This window comes from [Clostridium] innocuum (assembly GCA_012317185.1).
GTDB classification, from domain to species: domain Bacteria; phylum Bacillota_I; class Bacilli_A; order Erysipelotrichales; family Erysipelotrichaceae; genus Clostridium_AQ; species Clostridium_AQ innocuum.
The window spans coordinates 203,922-224,677 of sequence record CP048838.1; the positions used below are offsets into that span (position 1 = coordinate 203,922).

Sequence of the window (20,756 nt, forward strand, 5' to 3'; positions counted from 1 at the left end):
AAGAGAGATTAAGTTACCATACTGTTCCCGGAATTATGCACTTACTATATTAAAAGTGTAAATTGACACGCTAAGGTTAACTGGCTCCCATGAAAAATATGGAAGAAGCGATGCATGGCTATCATCAGCTTTCTTTGATATACTTTGTGCATGAGAGAATTGTATTTTCTGAGAAGTGTAGAGCTGTCATAGATTGGAATAGTGTTTAAAATCGGGCAAGAAGTGTGTAAAACATTATGTATTTGAATAATTCTAATTTCTGTATGGCAATTCTTTTGGAAATTTAATTTTTTAAGCATCTCAGAGAATAAAATAAAGGTGCATAAGACCTAGGACCTTATGAGGAGGAAACACAGTATATGTATAGTGGAACAAAGAAATTAATTCTGGACTATCTGATGGATGAAACTGCATATCTAAAAAGAAAAAACAGGCATCATTATTCTTCCGCATATATTGCAGATAAGTTTATGATCAGCCGGAGTCTGTCGAGTCATTACTTAAACGATTTGTACAAAGAAGGGGAATTGATTAAGGTAAATGAAAGACCGGTACTGTATTTGCATAAGGATATATTACGTAGCCGCATTCGCGGAAAATCACTGCGAAGTGAATATGATACCGTTGAAGATCTGGAAGAGCTGCTGCATATGGGTGTTTCAAAATTTACAAATGTGATAGGGAGTGATTACAGCTTAAGAAGTAGTATCGAAAATATTAAAAAGGCACTGCACTATCCACCACACGGACTTCCAATTGTACTTTGCGGAAAGCCGGGTTCTGGAAAACGGTTTCTGAGCAGACAGATATATGCATACTGTCAGGCAGAACGGCTGATCAGTGAAAATGCAGAATATACCTACATATCCTGTGATACCATCGAGGAGCCTGAGCTCTTTACATTGCTGTTTGGAAAGAATGATGAAAAGAGCAATGAAACAGGGATATTAAAGAATTCAAAGTATGAGTATATTGTATTTAACAGCTTTCGAAATGCAGGAAAAAACATTCAGAATGCACTGGCAGACTATATAGATGAGGGTGCGACACTGAATGGGCCGAAGGCAAAGCTGATCTTTCTTTGTAATCAGCAGCTTGAAATGACGTTTACACAACAGTTGCTGGGACGCCTTTTGACGATTGTAACGATACCATCACTGAAAGAGCGGACAATCTATGAAAAGGAATCACTGATTCTGCATTTCATACGGGAAGAATCAAAAAAGGTTCAAAAGGGCTTGAAGATTACAGATTACTTCATGGAGCTGATGATTGCACAGGATTTTGAAGACAGCATAGAACAACTGCAAAGTGCGATTGTGCGATCCTTCTTCCATGCTTATGAGAAAAAGGAAGAGCATATCTGTCTGGATGTATCCTGTATTCCAAGTGAATTAAAATACAGGGTGAGCGTTTATGATAAGGAGCATGCCTATCTTCTGGAGGAATATCAGCTGATATACCATGGAATCACAAAGGAGCTGTTTTATGATATCCTGCGGTATGCCGAGGAATATTATTATGATACGGCATCAAAATCCGGGAAGAGGCTGTATGCGGCGGTCGAAAAGTTTAATGATCATATTATTTTCCGCCTGCCAAAGTTCCAGAAGAGCTTGGAGCAGTATAAAGCAATCATCCAAAGTGTCACCGATATCTGTCACTCACGCTCAAATATTTCCTTCAGCAACAATATGCAGAATCTGATGGTATTTTCTTTATATTGCCAGTCGATTGAATATCAGATATTCTATGAATTTATGGAGCGGTATGAGGAAAGAATCAAAACACTGCTCACAATGCTGTATGATGTTGAATCAAAGGAATATCAGGTTTACAGCGAAGTGGAATTTTTGCTGCATAAGACATTTTCCATAGAAACCAATGCCTTCCTGAAGCTGCTTATGATTCTGAATTTAAAGTACGATCAAACAGCATTTGACAATGATTATGCAGTAGGCTTAATCATCTGTCATGGTTATTCAACTGCTTCCAGTATTGCGAATGCCGCAAATGCATTGCTGGCAGAGCAGGTCTATGTGGCATTTGATATGCCTCTGGATGTACAGGTGGATGAAATCGTAAAGAAAATTGATACCTATCTGAATGAAAAACAGTTTTTGGATAATGCGTTGATTCTGGTGGATATGGGATCTCTGGAGCTGATAGGCAATAAAATCAGAAATCGTTATGATATCAATATCGGTATCATAAACAATACGACGACCTCTATGGCTCTGCATATCGGATATGGTATCCTTCAGAAAAGAAATATTCAGGAAATCCTGCAGGAAGCGAGTAAACAAACGGTTTGTACGTATAACTTTATTCAAAAAAAGGCGAAGAAAAAAGCAATTATCTTTACAAGCGAAAGCGGAATGTCTACTGCTGAGAAGATAAAAGCTCTGTTCCAGGACAGTATTCCCAAAACGATACCGATCCAGCTGATATCATATGATTATTATCAGATTCTGAATGAACAGACGCAGGAGGAAATATCGGGTTCCTATGATATTCTGTTTGTCGCAGGAACAATGGATCCAAAGCTTGCGGGATCTGATTTCATCGATTTGGGAGATATTATCAATCTGCGTGCAATACGCCGTATCAATGATATATTCAGAAATTATATGGGAGATGATGAAATACAGCAGTTTAACGATGATCTACTAAAGAATTTTTCATTGATCAATGTCATTGAATCTTTAACCATTCTAAATCCAAGGGCCTTGCTGGATATCGTTGAAAAATCAATACATCTGCTTGAGCGTGAGCAGTCTTCGAAAATCGATCCGAAAATTCTGATAGGTCTGTACGTGCATATCTGCTGCTTTGTAGAGCGCATGGTAAAACGCATACCGGTGAAAACGTATCCCGATTTGCAGAAATTCGAGGTTGAACAAAAGGATTTCATACATCATATGAGAATAGCATTTCAGGAGCTTTCACAGCATTATGGAATAGAGATTCCCTGCAGTGAGATAGCATATATCTATGATTATATGCACATTCTGAATGGAAATGATAAAGAGGTTTATAGTGATGAATAGGAAAGGAGAATGAAATATGGCAATCGTTTTAACAAGAATCGATAATCGCCTACTGCATGGTGTGGTAGCGACGCAATGGGCACCGTCAACCGGCTGTACCCGCTTAATGGTCATTGACAATGAAGTGGCAGATGATCCGCAGAAAAAGGAAACCATGAAATTCGGGCGGCCCAGTGGCGTAAATTTGTCCATTATCAATGAGGAGACAGCTCTTACAAATTTTAAAAACCATAAATATGACACACAGAAGGTGTTTATTGTGACGAAGCATCCGGACATTCTGTTGAAAATCGCAGCTGTTGAGCCGTTGAAAAAAGTTAATATCGGGGGGACTGTGAGAATTGAAAACGGTGTTGAGCTGTCAAACCGTGCGATGGCAGATGAAAAGGATATCATCGCATATAAGGAATTGACGAAACTAGGCGCAAAAGTCGAGATACAGTATGTGCCGAGTGATAAGGCGACACCGTTTGAAGCTATTGTTAAATAGGAAAGGAGATTGATCTAGTCTTAGATCAAATATACATATGAATGCTATACAAATAATTTTAATTACATTGCTGGCCGCTTTGAAAAAGGTTGACCAGAAGGGGCCGCAGATTTTTATTTACAACACTGTATTCTGGGGGTTTTTAGCCGGTGCTATTATGGGGGATATCATGACAGGGATGGCAATTGGTGCCACCTTTCAGCTGATGTCGCTGGGAGTTGCGGCAATCGGTGGAACATCAGTTCCGGATTATCAGATTGGAGCCATCATTTCTATTGCGATAGCAGTCAGTACCGGACAGGGAATTGAGGCAGGAATCGCAGTTGGTCTTCCTGTAGCTATGCTTGCTGTACAGTTGGATGTACTTGGGAATATCGCACATGGTATCTTCGTGCGCAAGGCTCAGACATATGCGACGGAAAGGAAATGGAATTCCTTCAATATGATGTATATTATCTGTATCATCATAACCGCATTAACGACTGGATTACCTACCTTTCTTGCTGTAGCATTTGGTGATGTGCTTGTCACCACGATTATAGATGCCATGCCGGTCTGGTTCACCTCCGGTTTATCACTTGCCGGTAAAATATTACCGGTTGTAGGATTTGCTGTTTTGCTGAAATATATGCCAGTTAAACAGAATATCGAATATCTGCTGATTGGGTTTGTATTTGCGGCATATTTAAATGTTCCTGTTTTGGGAGTGGCAATTGTTGGAGCTGCATTAGGTTTCAAGCTGTATAAGGATCAGAATCGATCTTTGGAAATGGCGGTATCTGCAGGAGGTGAACAGTATGATGACGAATAATGAAAAGAAAGCGATTTTATCAAACAAGGATTTAAATCAGGTAGGAATAAGATGGTTCATGTCCATTGAAACTTTCAATTACGAAACCCAGCTTGCCGGTTCCTATGCTTTTGCTGTAATGCCAGCACTTCGTAAAATTTATAAGGATGATAGCGAATTGACGGAAGCGATGGATAACCATTTTAAATATTTCAATTGTATGCCTTGGCTGACAAATTTGATTCTGGGGGCTACTCTAGCATTAGAGGATAATCAGGGTATACAGGCTAAGGATGCTGTTCAGGACCTTAAGGTATCTTTGATGGGACCGCTTTCCGGTATTGGTGACAGTATCTTCTTTATTCTGATACCAACAATTTTGGGTTCGATTACAGCATATATGGCACAGGATGGAAATCCTTTGGGCATGATTGTATGGTGTATATATGGTATCGTAATCGGTTTTATCAGGATTAAGTCTGTATCCTGGGGATATAAGGGCGGACTAAAGCTTGTGAATGAGCTTGGCAAAAAGTTGTCTGTTTTTACGAATTCAATATCAGCAATGGGATTAACTGTTGTCGGTGCTTTAATACCATCCCTTGTGAAAGTGACAACACCTCTTGTATTTAAAATGGGCGAGGTAACACAAGAGGTTCAAACAATTCTGGACACCATTATGCCTGCGATGATACCTGCAATATTCACATTCATCTCCTATAAGCTGTTGGGAAGAAATGTAAAAATATCATGGCTTATCCTGATTATCATCGTATTTTCCTGGATTTGTGCAGCTTTTGGAATTCTGGCTTGATTTATGCTTGTATCAACCACTGCAATTGATATAACACCGCATTGTCCCGTAAAGCTGTGCGGTTATATCAATGACATAAGACTTGCCCAGAGAACACAGACCGCTCATGCTCCAATTTATGCAATAGCACTGCGTCTTGTCCTTGAAAACAGTCAGCTACTGATTTTGACAATGGATATCCTTAGTATTATGAAAAACAGAGCTGAGCAAATAAAGGATAGTATAACACAGGCATATTCCATAAAAAAAGAAGAAATATTCATCCATGCAATTCATACACATGCCGGACCAAGTGGATTCAGTGCAGATGCTATGGGGAAAGAATATGAGGATAATGTTACATATAGAGAGGATGTGATATCCAGAATATGTACAGGATTAAAACCTGTTTTTGCAAAAGCTGAAGAAGCTCGTGCATTTATGGGGAAAACAGAAATTCATGGCTTTTATGATAATCGAAATGACAGGAACAGGTATTATGATGCAGATGCATACAGGCTTCAGTTTCGAAGCGATGATCAGCTGATTGCTGAGCTTGTGAATCTTAATGTTCATTCTACTGTACTTGGTCCTACTAATATGGAGATATCCTATGATCTTATCGGTACGATACGTGAGGAATTGCATAAAAGAGAGAATATATATCCTTTACTCTGTATCGGTACCTCGGCAGATATCAGCAATCGCCATTACCGCGAGGGTGATGATTTTAAAGAGCTTAATCGTACTGCGAAAGGAATCACCAATCAATTGCTGGAAATACAAAATTTTACTGAGATTGATATGCACACACTTAAGCTGGATACCTTTTCCTATACCGTTTCCTACGACAATACATTGCTGTTTTCCGGTTATCAGAAGGAACTGGAAGAAATACAAAAAAATCTGGAGGCGGAAACGGATAAAACAAAAAGAAAGCTGCTTCTTTCATCCAAAGACAAATTCGAAAGCAAGCTGCTTATTCATAAGGTACATAAGGAACTGAAGCTGTCACTGTTGCGCTTTCCAGAACTCTTGTTGGTAACCTTTCCAGGAGAACTAACATCCGTGTTTGGTAAATATATAAAAGAACAAACAAAAACTCCCTTTACCTGTATAATGACCTGTACCAATGATCATCATGGTTATTTTATTGAGCAGGATCAATATGGAAGGTGTTATGAAGCAACTGCTACTTTAATTCCAAAGGGAGAGACAGAAAAAATGATAAAAAAACTGGGGGAACTATTATGAGACGACTTGTTATCGCATCACATGAACGTATGGCGGAAGGTGTAAAAAATACATTGGATTTCATAACAAATAGCAGTTTCTCCGTATATGCTGTAAATGCATATACTACACAGATACCGTTGGAGAACCAGCTACAATCTGTTTTTGAAGAATTTGAAACAGAGGATGAAATTGTAATTCTCACAGATATGTTAACCGGGAGTGTAAATCAGGCATGTATTCCCTATCGTAATGATCATGTATTCCTTATGACAGGTTTCAACATACCGGCAGCTCTTGAAATACTATTGTATCCGCAGGATAAAAAACTGAGTGAGAAAGAACTCCTGCGTATTGTGGAAACAGCAAGAGCACAGCTGCAGTTGGTTGTGAGTACAGAGGAACTGGAAGACGAATAAACATGGAGCTTTCTATCCTAATTATGAAGCAGCTGCTTGTTATGTTTTCACTGTCAGGTATTGGATTCTTGCTGGCAAAGTTGAAGCTTATTAGCAATGAGGGCTGTAAAGAGCTCGTAAATCTTCTGTTGTATGCGGTCATACCACTGACTGTACTTAACTCCTTTCTGGTCGAAAAGACACCGGAAAAAACACAGCTTCTTTTATATTCACTGTTGCTGAGTCTTGCAGTTTTCGCTGTTTCTATGCTGTTATCCTACATTATATATGGGAAAAGAAAAAGAGTTGAAAATTTCTCAGCAGCATTCAGTAATGCGGGCTTCATTGGTATTCCACTGGTACAAGCAACTGTTGGACCACACGCAGTATTTTATATTGCAGGCTTTGTAGCCTTTCTGAATATATTCCAATGGATTTATGGTGCTTATGTTATGGGAGCGGAACGAAGGATGATTTCTTTTCAGGTAATTGCTAAAAATGCTGTTCTGTTATCCTTTATAACAGGCTTTACTCTATATTTATGCGACTTGGGTAATATCCTTTTTATAAAGGATATAGCAAATACCGTAGCAAATATGAATTCACCGCTGGCGATGATCATAATCGGTGTTTATATGTCGCAGATTTCTTTTATGAGAATGTTACAAAGAGAAAGCAGTTATATCTGCAGCCTGTGTCGCCTTTTCGTGATTCCATTGGCCTCTCTTGGCTTACTTGCTGTGATTCCCTTAGATTGTTATGAGGTGAAAGTAGCGATATGTATTGTACTTTCTGCACCTGTGGGTGCTAATGTAGCTATGTTTGCTCAGAAATTTCATCAGGATTATACATATGCAGTAGAAATAGTAATATTATCAACACTGATGTCTGTTGTAACACTTCCATTGATTGTTTATGCCGCACAGATTGTTTTATAAATATACATTTTGCATAAAAAATCCCAGACAGGGATTTTTTTAGGTTCTTTCTTACTTAAGGGTGTTTGCAAAAGGGAGATTTCAACTTCTATTGTTAACCACAATAGTATGGAAGTCTCCCTATGTTAAGTTTACCCACAATCGAGAAAGAACCTTTTTTTATCTATTACTTATCTATTTATCTCTTATCCTCGTTCATTGCATAATCTGAACATTGTATGTTTATCAGAGGTTCGTATAATTGAACGGCTGTTGACTTTGACTTTACGTTACTTCTGTATACAGTAAGCGCGTATTGCTTCCGGATTCCTTTTTCAATTTTAAAGGTGATAGATGCATATCAAATACGTGCAAGGATATATTCATCATAATGAAAAGCAGTCTTAGGATTGCCGAAATTCATATAAACAATAAAATTTTTTAATATTATAGACGGATATAGAACAATAATTATTAAAATTGAAAAATTTGATTACAAAATTATTGACTATAATAATTTATGGCGTTATGATATAGTTGTAAAAGGAGGCTACAAACATGAAAATTGTCGTATGTAAGGATTATGATGATGTCAGTAGAGTTATGGCAGAAAAGGTGGTCGAACAAATTCGTAAAAAACCTAATTTGGTATTCTGTCTGCCTGCGGGGAACTCTCCTATCGGGATGTACAAATATCTTGTTCAGATGTACAAAGAGGGAAAGGCTGATTTCTCACAGCTGAGAACATTTGATATGGACGAATATGCAGGGCTGACTCCGGACGATTCACACAGCTTCATTTATTTTATGCATCAGCACTTTCTGGATCATGTCAATATCAATATGGATAATGTACGTTATCCGAAAGCAGATGCAGCAGATCTGGATGCGGAGTGTAAACAGTATGCGCAGGAAATCATTGATGCGGGCGGTCTGGATATCGCAATCACCAGCATTGGTGATGATGGGCATATTGCATTCAATGAACCGGGAGAGTATTTACTGCCACGCACACATGTCGTTAAAATGGATGAGGCAACCAGACAGCAGAATGCAAAAGCATTTGCTGACTGTGCAGGAGGTGTTCCGGAATATGCGATTACAACCGGTATGGAAGAACATATGAAAGCCAAAAAATATTATGTCGTTTGTTCTGGCACCCACAAAGGAAAGCTATTGCATAAGCTGTTCGAAAATGAAAGGCTGGATCCTAAATTTCCTGTTTCCTGGCTACGTATGCACCCGGATGTTGAATTTATCATAGATGAGGCAACTGCTGCAGAAATTCAGGAGGATGCACTGGAATATTACAGAGAGAAATAAACATAACGGCTCATTTGATTCTCACATCAAATGGGCATTTTATGAAGTCTTTGATACTATACAGCATAGAAAACAAATCAGAATATTTCAAAGGGAAAGGAAAGATATGAAGCTGCAAATTGCAACTGATATTGCAAATACCGAGACAGTATTCAGCATAGCGGATGCAGTCCATGATGTTATTGACATACTTGAGGTTGGAACACCGGTAATCACGAAGGAAGGACTAGTACCTGTATACCATGTAAAACTAAGATATCCGAATCTGTGTGTGTTTGCCGATACAAATATCATTGATGGCGAAGCTATGGAATGTGAGGATGCCTGTAAAGCTCATGCGGATATCGTAATGTAAGGGCAATGGCAGATACTGCAACAATGAAAGAGGTTGTTGATACAGAGAACCACTACAAGTCGTTAATTTTATTTGGATGACAGACGGTTTACAGATGCTATACATAGGGAATAAATTCTGGCTTATGTGCTTGTATGATTTTTTTAATGATAATATTCCATTTCCATATGAAAAAGCGGTCTCTTGATAGAGACCGTTTTCGTGCAATATTGTAGCTGCATTATATTGGTTATGAATTGGTTTCCTATAGAAATTCAGGTAAAAGATGATCATGTAAAATATAATATTTCTTGGGAGAATCAGAATCATCGCTCAATAGGAGGTATCCTGCTTTATTATCCCATAAGAAAGTTTTATCCTATATTTCTAAAAGCGACATTATTTAAACCATCTAAGTATGCTGACACAGGATGGGAAAACAAAGATTTTTAAATATTACCAGCATCCTTACAAATTCCGGGATTTCCTTTTATCCTCATACATAGCTTGATCTGCCATGACCAACAGCTTCTGAATTCCCTTATTCCGGGATGTATTGCTGGAAAATCCCTTTGCTATTGATAAAGGAAGCTCAGCCGTTTGATTATATTCTTTCAGTCTTTGATCCAGCAGGCTGAACACTGCCTGTGCGGACATATAATTTTTCTCGCTGAGAACTACAAATTCATCCCCACCTACCCGATATATTTGTCCGATATCTGTAAACACGGTATGCAGGAGGTCGGCAGCACTTCGAATAATGGTATCTCCGGCATGATGTCCGTAGGTATCATTGGTATGCTTTAGATTATTGATATCAAACATAAAGACCGTCAGAGGAGCATCTGGTTTTAGCTTTGCCATTTCCTGACAGCGCTGTTCGTATGCAGAGCGATTCCGTGCTTTTGTCATGGTATCCGTATAGGCAAGCTGGCGGTAAAACTGAATCTGTTCCTGCTCCTGAGACAGCAGATAAACCTTATGAAAGGAAAAGCAGCTCAGCATGACGATAAACAATAATAATCCGACAATGAAGAATATATTATAGTCATCCATTGGATGCAGGTAAAAGGCAGTTAGTGCCACTGTGGAGAATAGGGCAAGGATAAAGAAGGCAAGCAGTATATTGCGGGAATAATCCGTCTTATACAGGCGAACCTCACGAATCAATGCAAACAGCAAGGCGGCAATACTAACCATCATCAACAGATGGGTAAATGGCAGCATCTGTACAAAATCCAGGATGCCTGCCTGATAAAGAATACACTGGACAATGGTATTTCCCAACAGTAAAAGCTGAAGCAGGGTCAGGGAACGGCACCGCAGCTTTAATGCGTCATTTATAAAGACCAGAAGCGGGATTGGCATAAGCATAAAGCTGCAGAAGGATAATAAAACGATACGCAGACTGCCGCTCACATACAGCTGTAATATAGGAGAATCTGTAAGCAGCCACAGTGCTGTGAGGAAAATGAAGCTCATAAGCGCATATAGCGATGTTTTAGACAACCAGAAGCTGCGGTTCTTCAGCCATATAATCAAAAAAACAAGAATGATGTCAAGCAGTAGCAGCAGGATTACTGTGATAATGATTCCGGCATTCTCCTGTAAAATATAAAAAGCAAAAGAGGATGCGGAAACCAGCATTGGATATTCTATATCAGAGGAAACATTTGAGTAATTGTTTTTGAATTTCAGAAGCAGCTCTTTGCCACTGTCTTCTGATGTAACCGGCATACGCACATATACATTACCTAATAATTTAGTATCATCGCGATGATAGCCGTAATCCAGGCGGACTTCGTTATCGATACAAATCTGTACACCGCGGTAGTTGTTTCTGATCACAAGCATAGTATCCTTCGCTATCTGTGGCAGTGTCCTTTTTCTACTGAAGGTTTTATCACGTATATCTGTCTTTGCCTCAGCTTGAGCGGCTCCATCCTTCCAGCCGTTCTTTAATACCTCAATATCATTGGATTTCGGTGGTATAACAGCTGCCGGCGGTGTCTTTTGCGGAAAAATAACAGATACCACAAGACATAAGCCAATAATCCACAGGCATATGTAAAGAAGCAGCATTTTCTTTCTTGTCATCCTTCCACATCCTTTCTATCCTGATAATTTTAACATACTTTTCATGCACATTATATTTTTTGTTAAATTATCACATAAAAAACTGTTTCACATTGACACTGATTGTTAACTGTGGTAAACTTTTATCCGATAAGTTATCTTAAACTAACAAGGAGGTACTATGATTGACAAACGACTTTTAAAAGAGATGCCGGAAACAAAGCCATATATCATGAAGCAGGTAGCGATGCAGTGGTTCTCTCTGCTATGCAATATTGTCTTTGTGGCACTGCTGGCAAATGTACTTTCACACATATTTAATAAAACCGTCAATGAACAGCTTCTGCTTCTGACAACGTGCGGAGTCATTTTGTGCATCGCACTAAGAGCAGTCTGTGTCCGAAAAGCGAGCTTATATTCCCATGAAGCTTCCTGTCATGTGCGTGAGCAGCTTCGCATGCGACTGTTCAAAAAGCTGCTGGAAATGAAAAGCAGCTATACCGAAAGCGCACCGACAAGCGAGCTGGTGCAGTTGAGCGTAGAAGGCATTGACCAGCTGGAGATTTACTTCGGCCGATATCTTCCCCAGTTTTTCTACAGTATGCTTGCCCCGGTTACACTATTCCTGATTCTTGTATGGATGGATGTAAAAAGTGCACTTGTACTCTTACTCTGTGTACCACTCATTCCAATGTCTATTATCGCAGTACAGAAATTCGCAAAGAAGCTGCTATCCAAATACTGGAGCAGCTATACGACGCTGGGAGACAGCTTTCTGGAAAATCTGCAGGGTCTTACCACGCTGAAAATATATCAGGCGGATGAATGGAAGCAGCAGGAGATGAATAAGGAAGCGGAAAATTTCCGTAAAATTACGATGAAGGTACTGACTATGCAGTTAAATTCTGTCAGTGTCATGGATCTGATTGCATATGGCGGTGCTGCTCTGGGCAGCATTGTCGCAATTCTTGGTTTTCAAAACGGCAGTCTGTCATTATTTCAGGTGATTTGTATTGTATTGCTATCCTCAGAGTTCTTTATACCGCTGCGTCTGCTGGGCTCCTTCTTTCACATTGCAATGAATGGAATAGCGGCCAGTGATAAAATATTCCGTATTCTGGACAAACCGCAGAAGCAGGCAGAACAAAAGCAATGGAAAGCAGAGACAGTGGATATTCAGCTGCGTGATTTGAGCTTTTCCTATGATGAACAGCGCACTATCCTGAAGCATGTCTATATGCAGCTTAAGCCTGGTCAGTTTACTGCTATCGTTGGAGAAAGCGGTTCAGGTAAGAGTACGATCGCCAAGCTGATAGCGGGCATTGTCAAGGATTACCACGGGCAGCTGCTGATTGCGGATACACAGCGAAGAGACATTGATGATGATGCCTTTTATCAATCCTTTCTGTATGTCAGTCATCAGCCGTTTATCTTCAAGGGCAGTGTTCGTGAAAATCTGGCAATTGCAAAGGACTCTCTAAGTGAGGAAGCAATGCTGGAGGCACTACGTAAGGTGGCATTGCTTGATTTCGTCATGGAACAGGGCGGATTGGATATGGAACTGCAGGAACAGGGTAATAATTTATCGGGCGGACAGAAACAGCGTTTATCCATTGCAAGGGCATTGCTGGCACAGCGGGATGTTTATATCTTTGATGAGGCCGCAAGCAATATCGATGCAGAGAGTGAGGACGCTATTGTTTCCGTTATTTATAAGCTGGCAGAAACAAAAATGGTAATCATGATTACGCATCGGTTAAAAAGCATAAAAGGCTGTGATCAGATCTATGTGATTGACCAAGGTACCTGTCAGGAACACGGAAGACATGAGGAACTGCTGCGTTTGCGGGGAACCTATGCAAGGATGTATGAAAAACAGCAGGAGCTGGAAGCTATGGAAGGAGCTGAACAGTATGCATAAAACAGGAAATATTCGATTGATGGCACGTATGAGTCTGCTTGTAAAACCGCTTGCCCCCCATATGCTGCTGGCTGTGTTTCTTGGTGTAGCCGGTTTTCTGTGTGCGATTTACATTCCGTATTTCAGTGCACTTCTCATCAGCCATATTGCCATACAGGCAGCGGATTTCCCAATTGGCGTGTTCTTTGTCATTATGCTGGTGCTGGCATTTCTTCGCGGTATTTTACATTATGGGGAACAGGCCTGCAACCACTATATTGCATTTAAGCTGCTTGCCATTCTGCGGGATAGGGTATTCACCGTTCTGCGTCGCCTTGCTCCGGCGCGGCTGGAGGGGCAGGACAAGGGAAATCTGATTTATCTGATCACCAGTGATATTGAAGCACTGGAGGTGTTTTATGCACATACGATTTCTCCTGTGCTGATTGCAGTTGTCACATCCGGCATACTGCTGATACAGTTTGCGAAAATGCACATCCTGTTCTTTATGATAGCATTGCTCGGATATCTGTTCTGTGGCGTCCTGCTGCCTCTTATCATAACAAAGCTGGGAACGCAGGAGGGCTGTCAATCCCGGGAGGGGTTTGGAAGATTGAGCAGCTATGTACTGGAATCTCTGCGCGGAATGCAGGATGTGCTGCAATATCGTATCGGAAGTCAACGTATGGAGGAAATGCAGAGAAAAAGTGAAGAGCTGCACGATACAGCAAAGCGTCTGAAGCTGCACGAAGGGACCTCTTCGATACTCGGAAATGCAGTTGTTACGTTATTTACCCTTCTTATGCTGCTGGGCGGCTGTCTGCTGTATCTGCAGGGGACGGTAAGCTTTACAACGGTGTTGATGAGTACCGTGCTGATGGTATCAAGCTTTGGGCCGGTTCTGGCGCTTGCCAGTCTTTCCAATAATCTACTCATTACCATGGCAAGTGCGAGACGTGTGTTGCAGCTGCTGGATGAAAAAGAAGAGGTTGAAGAAATCAGCGGAAAAAAACAGGCAGTCAGCGGGGATATTAAAGTGGAGAATCTGAGCTTTTCCTATGAAGAGGAAGAGGTGCTGCGCAATGTGCAGGCAACCTTCAAAAAGGGAAAGATTACCGGAATTCACGGAAAAAGCGGTTCCGGGAAATCAACACTGCTGAAGCTGATCATGCGATTCTGGAATGTATCACAGGGCAGTATTTCTGTGCACGGCGTTGATTTAAAGGATATCAATACCTCGGATCTGCGTAATATGCAGAGCCTGGTAACACAGGAAACGGTTCTGTTTCATGATACTATTTTCAATAATATTCGAATTGCAAAGCTGGATGCCTCTGTCGATGAGATTGAAGAAGCCTGCCGCAAAGCGGGAATTCATGAGTTTATCATGTCACTGCCAAAGGATTATGCGACACCGGTAGCAGAGCTTGGTGATTCTCTTTCCGGAGGAGAGCGTCAAAGGATTGGCTTGGCCAGAGCATTTCTACATGATTGTGACTGTATCCTTTTGGATGAACCAACCAGTAATCTGGATGCGTTGAACGAAGCAGTTATTCTGAAAAGCATTCAGGCACAGAAGGATAAAACGATTCTTCTGGTATCGCACAGACCAACTACCATGCGCATTGCGGATACGGTGCTTTCTGTGGAATCCGGGAGAGTCAGCTGATGGAAGCCGCAGCCAAGCGCGAAAAGGAAAAGCAGGTCATACAGGAAATGATATCCCTGTACTGCCGGAAACAGCATCATGGACAAAGCCTCTGTAAGGAATGTCAAACGCTTTGCAGGTATGCACATCAGCGCATAGACTGCTGTCCGTTTATGGAAAGCAAGACCTTCTGCAGCAACTGCAGCGTGCATTGCTATCAAAAGGAACGGCGTGAACAAATCCGCAGGGTGATGCGCTTCAGCGGACCAAGGATGCTTCTGCACAGACCGCTCATGGTCATTCAGCATATGTGGCTGTCACGAAAGGAGAGACATACATGAAACCTGTTTATTTTATCATCGGTATCGTATCTATGCTGCTGGGAGCCGTCGGTGTTGTGCTTCCTGTTCTGCCTACGACACCGTTTCTGCTTCTTTCCGCCTGGTGCTTTGCGAAAAGCTCCCGGCGCTTTCACTGCTGGTTTATCTCAACAGCACTTTATAAAAATCATCTGGATTCCTTTGTACAGCACCGCTCCATGACATGGAGAACCAAGTTTTCCCTACTGGCATTTGCCAGTACTATGCTGTTATTTGCCATGTATTTTATGAGTAACCTGTGGCTGCGTCTGTTTTTGCTTGCACTCATGCTCTTTAAGTATTACTATTTCCTCTTTCGCATTAAAACGATACGGGAATAAGATTTCATTAAAGCATTGTATGTATCAGATAAAAAGGTATGCACGCGCATACCTTTTGTTAGTTGGTAACGTAAAGGGTCAACGGCCCTTATGCTTTGCCTTTTTCTTCATCTGCCGCAGACGAAACGCTTCCTTCTGTCCTTCTCTGTTCTCCTTTCGTCTTTCAGCTTTCAGCTCTGCGCGTTCCTCCTGCTGCTGTTTTACTGCAAGCTGTGATTTTGTAAGGGAAAGCCCTGTATCCTGTGCCTTGCGGGCTTCACGCTGCATGCGTTTGGGATTTCGATGGCTTGCCTTTGAGCGCACGGTTTCCACAGGAGCCTGAAAACTGATGGAATACCAGCAGCCTTTCAGCCATTCATATACCACCTGTTCACTGGGTTCACTTCCAAATACGATTCGCTTCAAATACAGCAGCTGCTGTTCACGGTATTCGAACAAGCCAATCCAGAAAGGGTCTTCAAAGAAGACAGTAAAGCTTAGCGAAGTCTGATTCATAATGCTTCCTCCTTATATACTTCATAAGGAAACGGACAACCAAGGAGGCAGGTTACTGACAATTCTCATTGCGTCTGGACTACCAACCAGACTGTGTTTTTATTCCGTTATTATACTATCAGGAGTGAACGCAATCGTCAACAGATTATCCGTGCTGTATAGTTTTAAAGTAGTATAGTTCAAGAATCTTTTCCTGCAGGCCTTCTAAGAAATCACCATATATAGGCAGGTTCTTCATTTACCAGGATGGCACGTACCAGCTCCTGAGCAGTAAACTGCTTCAACCCCCTGTGTACCTCATCCTGAACAGGCGGATATGGATCTATGATGTAGTAGGACGTAATCTGATCCTTATTTTTTTCATAACCGATCACTATCACCATATGGTTTGCATGTGCAAGTGCAGGATATAAAGCATTTAAATCAACTGCGGCAAAAACTGGATATCCGTCATCTATATTTTGTATACAGCGGCGTGAAAATGTTTCTGAAGCATCCTGCGTGTGGTCATCTGGCGACAGTGTCTGTACATGATAGCCTGGCTCATCAGCTGAGGGTATGCTAGTGCCGGGAAACAGGTAGCTGTTTAAGACTCTTGCCATATCCACATATTCCGTTCCGGTTACAGGATCTGTATGAAGCTGCTGTGCCAGGTGCTGCTGGGTGCTTTCTATAGCGTGATAGCGAAGTGCCATCTGTAAACAAGCCGGTACACAGTAATATGAAGTTTCCTGCATACTCTGAACAATAGGAAGCTTATTCTGTATATGTTCATCATCCGTTTCGCTCTGTTCACGTTTCTCAGGCATGTTCTCCGTATCACTTTCCATAAGAGAACCTTCCTTTTGTCTGTCAGCAGCTGCAAAAGCGTCATTCCTGTCAAAATGCTGTGCAGATAGGCCGGTGGAAATCGTTCCGTAAACCGGTATCTGCGTGCACGCTGTGCGCATAATGTATGCAAATAGAAAAACAATGATACTAGTTAACAGAATAAGGATACTGCTGTAGGTTCGTTTCATACAGATACGTTCTCCTTTCATTATCTATACGAGGCAGAGATAGTATATATTTCATTTCACTGCAATAAAAAATCAGAACCTAAAAAAATCAAGAATATGTGGATTTTTTAGGAATTTCATACCTTCTTAACGTATAGAAGTATGTAAGTGATGATGAGCTTACAGAAGGAGGTTTTCGTCATGGAAAATACGAAAGCAAATACTGTATTGGATTACTGCAATGATGTATTCTTCAAGTACGCCCTTTCCCGTGAGGATGAAGGCTCTGTGTACGCCCGCAACACCATTATTGAACGTGTTACCGGAATCAGGGTAAAGGAAAGCACCGTCCTCAATCCGAATCTGGATCCGGGCATCATCGGAAAGAAGCGCATCATTCTGGATGTCCATGTGAAGGATGAGAAAGGTCGTTTTTTTAACCTGGAAATGCAGACGACCTATGCAGGAGTAGCGGAAATGATGCGCTTTGAATTTTATGGAGCCAGAGCATTGAACAATCAACTGGATAGCAGTGAAAAGTACAGGGATTTAAAGCCGGTATATCAGATTATTTTCATTGAAAAATGCGCATGGAATAATAAAAATCTGATCAACAACTATCAGATGCGCAATGAGCAGGGGGAAGATGAGAGTAAACATCCACTGATTAGAAGAACCTACGTCCATCTGCCTGTTATCAATGAAATCGCTAAGAAAAAGGCCATCCAGAAAATGGATGACTTTGAACAGCTGTGCTTCTTGTTTGAAAACAATGCGAAAAATGATATACTGGAATCAAAGGAAAGGCTGGTGAAGGTATTCGTGAACAAGTACGAGGAAATGCAGAAGGATGACGAGCTGTGGTCAACCGCAATGGCGATTCAGATGGGGGAGGCACGTTATCGCTACGGCTTGGAGGACAGCTTTGAGGAGGGGATGAAGGAAGGTATCATAAGAGGTAAAGCAGAAGGTAAGGCGGAAGGTATGATTGAAGGCAAGCTTGAAGGAGAGAGACAACTCTTACATAGGCTCATGGAAGCCAAATTTCAGGAAGACTGTACAGCATGGCTACAGTCATTAACCGAGGACCAACTGCATATCGTATCCAATTTACTTTTGGAATGTGATACCTTAGAGTCAGTCAAAAAACAATTAAATAGACGCAACACCATATAAGAATACTTCATCAACAGCACCTTTATACCTATGTCTGTACAAAGTAATGGTTATTTATGTGTCTAACCGAAAGAAGTCATGAACAGCATATTTATAATAAAGGAATCAACAGATGCAATACGAAAATTTTTACAAATCCATACATACCTTGCAGCCTATTTATTTAACGGCTGCGATAAAAAAGCTCTCAGCGTAATTACAATGATTTGCTGAGGGCTTTTCATGTCTGCTATATCACTGCTTCAAATTGCGGCTTGATTTTTCGTTTCATAATGAAAAAGGAAATCACCAGCAGAAGATAGGTAATATCAAAATTAGCATATGCGGCAGGTGTCACGATTTTTATAAATACACATGCGACAATTGCAATGATATCCATACGCATATAGAAGCTGCCGAACTGGTAGCGTTTCACGATTCTTTTGCGTATCAGGAAATTTTTCATTGCAATTCCACCAGCGATACAGGCAACGATGACATCTACCAGATAATTCACAATAAATTTCTGGTCCATCAGATTTTTAAAGAAGAACAGCACGATACAGAGTGAGAATACATACCAGATACTGCTGATTTGCATTTTCTCATAATCCTGATTGCGTATTTTTCGTTTCATATCCTTATATACATTGCCACGGGATAGCTTTGTCGTATATTCTTTCAGATCCCTGGGAATTACCAGCGTTGCTTTCTTTCTGTTTTTCATGCCCTCGAGACATTGTTCAAGGGCGGTATTAACAATGATATTGATATCCGCATCGGATGTATTGCTGTGCAGTACATAGTCATAGAAACGCATAAATTCTTTATGATAATCCTCATCCAGCTTTTTCATCAGGTAGAGATTGTCAATATGAATTTTTTTCTGACTGCTTTGATTTTTCATGGAGACCTATGCGACCTCAATCGTTTCGCTGTCGGTAATATGAAGATTGGTGTTATAGAAGGTTGTCAATGCACGAATCATATACTCACTGTCTTTGATACCTGCGGTTTCATAGGAGGAATGCATGGCAAGCTGAGCCAGTCCGATATCCACAGTATGCATGGATACCTTCTGGCTGGAGAGATTTCCAAGTGTGCTGCCTCCTGCTGCATCACTTCTGTTAGCAAAATGCTGAACAGGAACCTCTGCTTTTTCACAGATTCCCGCAAAGACTGCCGAGCTGACTGCATCGGTTGTATATTTCTGATTCGCACTGAATTTCACAACGATTCCCTTATTCATATAGGTGCAGTTTGTATCATCTGTCTTTTCCGGATGATTCGGGTGTACTGCATGTGCATTGTCACAGGATACCATGAAGCTTTTCGCAACAGCACGGTAGTAATCCTCTTTTGTGTAACCAAGGTTGTCGTTGATTCTCTGCAGAACATCATACAGGAAGGTTGAGCATGCACCCTGCTTGGTTCCGGAACCGACCTCTTCATTGTCAAAGCAGGCAAACACATTGACTGCTTGTTCATTTGTCCCGTGCAGTAAAGCTTTCAGGGATGTGAATGCACATTGCAGATCGTCCAGCTTCGGTGATGAGATGAATTCCTCCTTCACTCCCCAAATGCTTGGGGTCATGCGGTTCACCAGATACAGGTCTGTCCCGAAGATGTCCTCTTTTGCACAGCCCAGTTCATCGGCAAGCAGCTGGGCATAATCACCCTCATTGCATTCTCCGGCTGAGAACAGCGGCAGCATATCTATCTGATTGTTATATTTCATACCGTTATTTACATCACGGTTCATATGAATGGCAACATTGGGAATCAGAAGCAGATCACGGTCAAAGCTTACCAGCCTGCTTGTAAAGGTGTTTCCTTCTTTCACAAGAACACGTCCTGCTAAAGACAGCGGGCGATCCATCCATGTTGCGCACAGCATACCGCCATAGCCTTCCGTATTCAGCTGCAGATAGCCGCCCTTTCCCTTCAGCACTGCTTCTTCCTTAACCTTAAAGGTTGGTGAATCTGAATGGGATGAAGTAACCTGAAAGTGGTAATCCTCCAGACTGCTTCCAATGTGGAAGGCGATCAGACTGGAGCCGTTTCTTGTAGTGAAGTATTTTCCGCCCTTTTCCAGCGTCCAGGCTTCACATTCCCGTAATTCCGTATAGCCGTCTTCTAGCAGCATATCTTTCATAGTGTTCACTGCATGAAAACAGCTTGGACTTTTCTGAATGAAGCTTAGTAATTCGTTCGCAATATCTTTATACATAATTGATTTATCCTCCTGTAATCTACACGTACAGTATAGCATGGTATGCTTACGGGGTAAACATGCCCAATGATATACCAGATCAGCGGAAGGGGGATTTCCTGCAAGGAAATCATACCCTGTGCACAGCATTTTCTATAAATATTTTTTGGAGTCTATGCTAACCTCTCAGACGATTTACCACATTCCTCCTGCATGAAGGGTGAGCAGTAAGGGGAAAAGGTAT

19 protein-coding genes are annotated in these 20,756 nt (G+C 41.2%); 14 read left to right on the forward strand and 5 right to left on the reverse strand.

Going from position 1 to position 20,756, the window contains the following annotated elements; genetic code table 11:
• Positions 1-359: 359 nt before the first annotated feature.
• From G4D54_01025 to G4D54_01065, 9 genes are all read left to right on the forward strand, one after another.
• Positions 360-3,050, forward strand: a complete 2,691-nt coding sequence (locus G4D54_01025) for a PRD domain-containing protein (GenBank protein QJA01091.1) — start codon at positions 360-362, stop codon at positions 3,048-3,050.
• A 16-nt stretch (positions 3,051-3,066) separates the two neighbouring features.
• Positions 3,067-3,540 (forward strand): PTS sugar transporter subunit IIB, encoded by a 474-nt coding sequence (locus tag G4D54_01030; GenBank protein ID QJA01092.1) that lies wholly within the window; start codon positions 3,067-3,069, stop codon positions 3,538-3,540.
• 37 nt (positions 3,541-3,577) lie between these two features.
• Entirely contained in the window at positions 3,578-4,351 is a 774-nt protein-coding gene (locus G4D54_01035; protein QJA01093.1) for a PTS sugar transporter subunit IIC, read from the forward strand.
• Positions 4,338-5,144: a PTS system mannose/fructose/sorbose family transporter subunit IID gene (locus tag G4D54_01040; protein ID QJA01094.1), complete on the forward strand. Its 807-nt coding sequence runs from the start codon at positions 4,338-4,340 to the stop codon at positions 5,142-5,144. Before G4D54_01035 ends, G4D54_01040 begins: the two co-directional genes overlap by 14 nt.
• A gap of 3 nt (positions 5,145-5,147) precedes the next feature.
• Positions 5,148-6,377, forward strand: coding sequence for a hypothetical protein (locus G4D54_01045; GenBank protein ID QJA01095.1), 1,230 nt, complete (start codon positions 5,148-5,150; stop codon positions 6,375-6,377).
• Positions 6,374-6,775, forward strand: coding sequence for a PTS fructose transporter subunit IIA (locus tag G4D54_01050; GenBank protein ID QJA01096.1), 402 nt, complete (start codon positions 6,374-6,376; stop codon positions 6,773-6,775). The genes G4D54_01045 and G4D54_01050 overlap by 4 nt, the downstream gene beginning before the upstream one ends.
• Positions 6,776-6,777: 2 nt before the next feature.
• The gene (locus tag G4D54_01055; protein QJA01097.1) at positions 6,778-7,692 is read left to right on the forward strand and encodes a transporter; all 915 of its coding nucleotides are present in this window, start codon (positions 6,778-6,780) and stop codon (positions 7,690-7,692) included.
• A gap of 537 nt (positions 7,693-8,229) precedes the next feature.
• Entirely contained in the window at positions 8,230-8,994 is a 765-nt protein-coding gene (nagB, locus tag G4D54_01060) for a glucosamine-6-phosphate deaminase (protein QJA01098.1), read from the forward strand.
• Positions 8,995-9,100: 106 nt separating this feature from the next.
• A complete protein-coding gene (locus G4D54_01065) occupies positions 9,101-9,349 on the forward strand; it encodes a hypothetical protein (GenBank protein ID QJA01099.1) in 249 nt (82 codons plus the stop codon).
• 447 nt (positions 9,350-9,796) lie between these two features.
• On the opposite strand, the gene G4D54_01070 is transcribed toward G4D54_01065, so the two are convergent.
• Positions 9,797-11,425, reverse strand: a complete 1,629-nt coding sequence (locus G4D54_01070) for a diguanylate cyclase (GenBank protein QJA01100.1) — start codon at positions 11,423-11,425, stop codon at positions 9,797-9,799.
• Positions 11,426-11,585: 160 nt separating this feature from the next.
• Between G4D54_01070 and G4D54_01075 the strand changes: the two genes are divergently transcribed.
• The 4 genes from G4D54_01075 to G4D54_01090 are packed head-to-tail and all read left to right on the forward strand — an operon-like array spanning position 11,586 to position 15,652.
• On the forward strand, positions 11,586-13,325 hold the full coding sequence (locus G4D54_01075) for an ABC transporter ATP-binding protein/permease (GenBank protein QJA01101.1): 1,740 nt from the start codon (positions 11,586-11,588) through the stop codon (positions 13,323-13,325).
• On the forward strand, positions 13,318-14,973 hold the full coding sequence (locus G4D54_01080; GenBank protein QJA01102.1) for an ABC transporter ATP-binding protein: 1,656 nt from the start codon (positions 13,318-13,320) through the stop codon (positions 14,971-14,973). Before G4D54_01075 ends, G4D54_01080 begins: the two co-directional genes overlap by 8 nt.
• The gene (locus tag G4D54_01085) at positions 14,973-15,293 is read left to right on the forward strand and encodes a nitrous oxide-stimulated promoter family protein (GenBank protein QJA01103.1); all 321 of its coding nucleotides are present in this window, start codon (positions 14,973-14,975) and stop codon (positions 15,291-15,293) included. The genes G4D54_01080 and G4D54_01085 overlap by 1 nt, the downstream gene beginning before the upstream one ends.
• The gene (locus tag G4D54_01090) at positions 15,290-15,652 is read left to right on the forward strand and encodes a DUF454 domain-containing protein (GenBank protein ID QJA01104.1); all 363 of its coding nucleotides are present in this window, start codon (positions 15,290-15,292) and stop codon (positions 15,650-15,652) included. The genes G4D54_01085 and G4D54_01090 overlap by 4 nt, the downstream gene beginning before the upstream one ends.
• Positions 15,653-15,730: 78 nt before the next feature.
• Here the strand turns inward: G4D54_01090 and G4D54_01095 are convergent, their stop codons facing one another.
• On the reverse strand, positions 15,731-16,147 hold the full coding sequence (locus G4D54_01095) for a YjdF family protein (protein QJA01105.1): 417 nt from the start codon (positions 16,145-16,147) through the stop codon (positions 15,731-15,733).
• 212 nt (positions 16,148-16,359) lie between these two features.
• Complete coding sequence (locus G4D54_01100; protein QJA01106.1) at positions 16,360-17,166, reverse strand: hypothetical protein; 807 nt, start codon at positions 17,164-17,166, stop codon at positions 16,360-16,362.
• Positions 17,167-17,346: 180 nt separating this feature from the next.
• On the opposite strand from G4D54_01100, the gene G4D54_01105 reads away from it, so the two are divergent.
• Complete coding sequence (locus G4D54_01105; GenBank protein ID QJA01107.1) at positions 17,347-18,321, forward strand: hypothetical protein; 975 nt, start codon at positions 17,347-17,349, stop codon at positions 18,319-18,321.
• Positions 18,322-18,550: 229 nt separating this feature from the next.
• On the opposite strand, the gene G4D54_01110 is transcribed toward G4D54_01105, so the two are convergent.
• Both G4D54_01110 and G4D54_01115 read right to left on the reverse strand, forming a co-directional pair.
• Positions 18,551-19,207 carry a transporter gene (locus G4D54_01110; protein QJA01108.1) on the reverse strand — a complete coding sequence of 219 codons (657 nt, stop codon included), beginning with the start codon at positions 19,205-19,207 and terminating at the stop codon, positions 18,551-18,553.
• A 6-nt stretch (positions 19,208-19,213) separates the two neighbouring features.
• Positions 19,214-20,530 carry a M18 family aminopeptidase gene (locus G4D54_01115; GenBank protein ID QJA01109.1) on the reverse strand — a complete coding sequence of 439 codons (1,317 nt, stop codon included), beginning with the start codon at positions 20,528-20,530 and terminating at the stop codon, positions 19,214-19,216.
• Positions 20,531-20,756 lie beyond the last annotated feature (226 nt).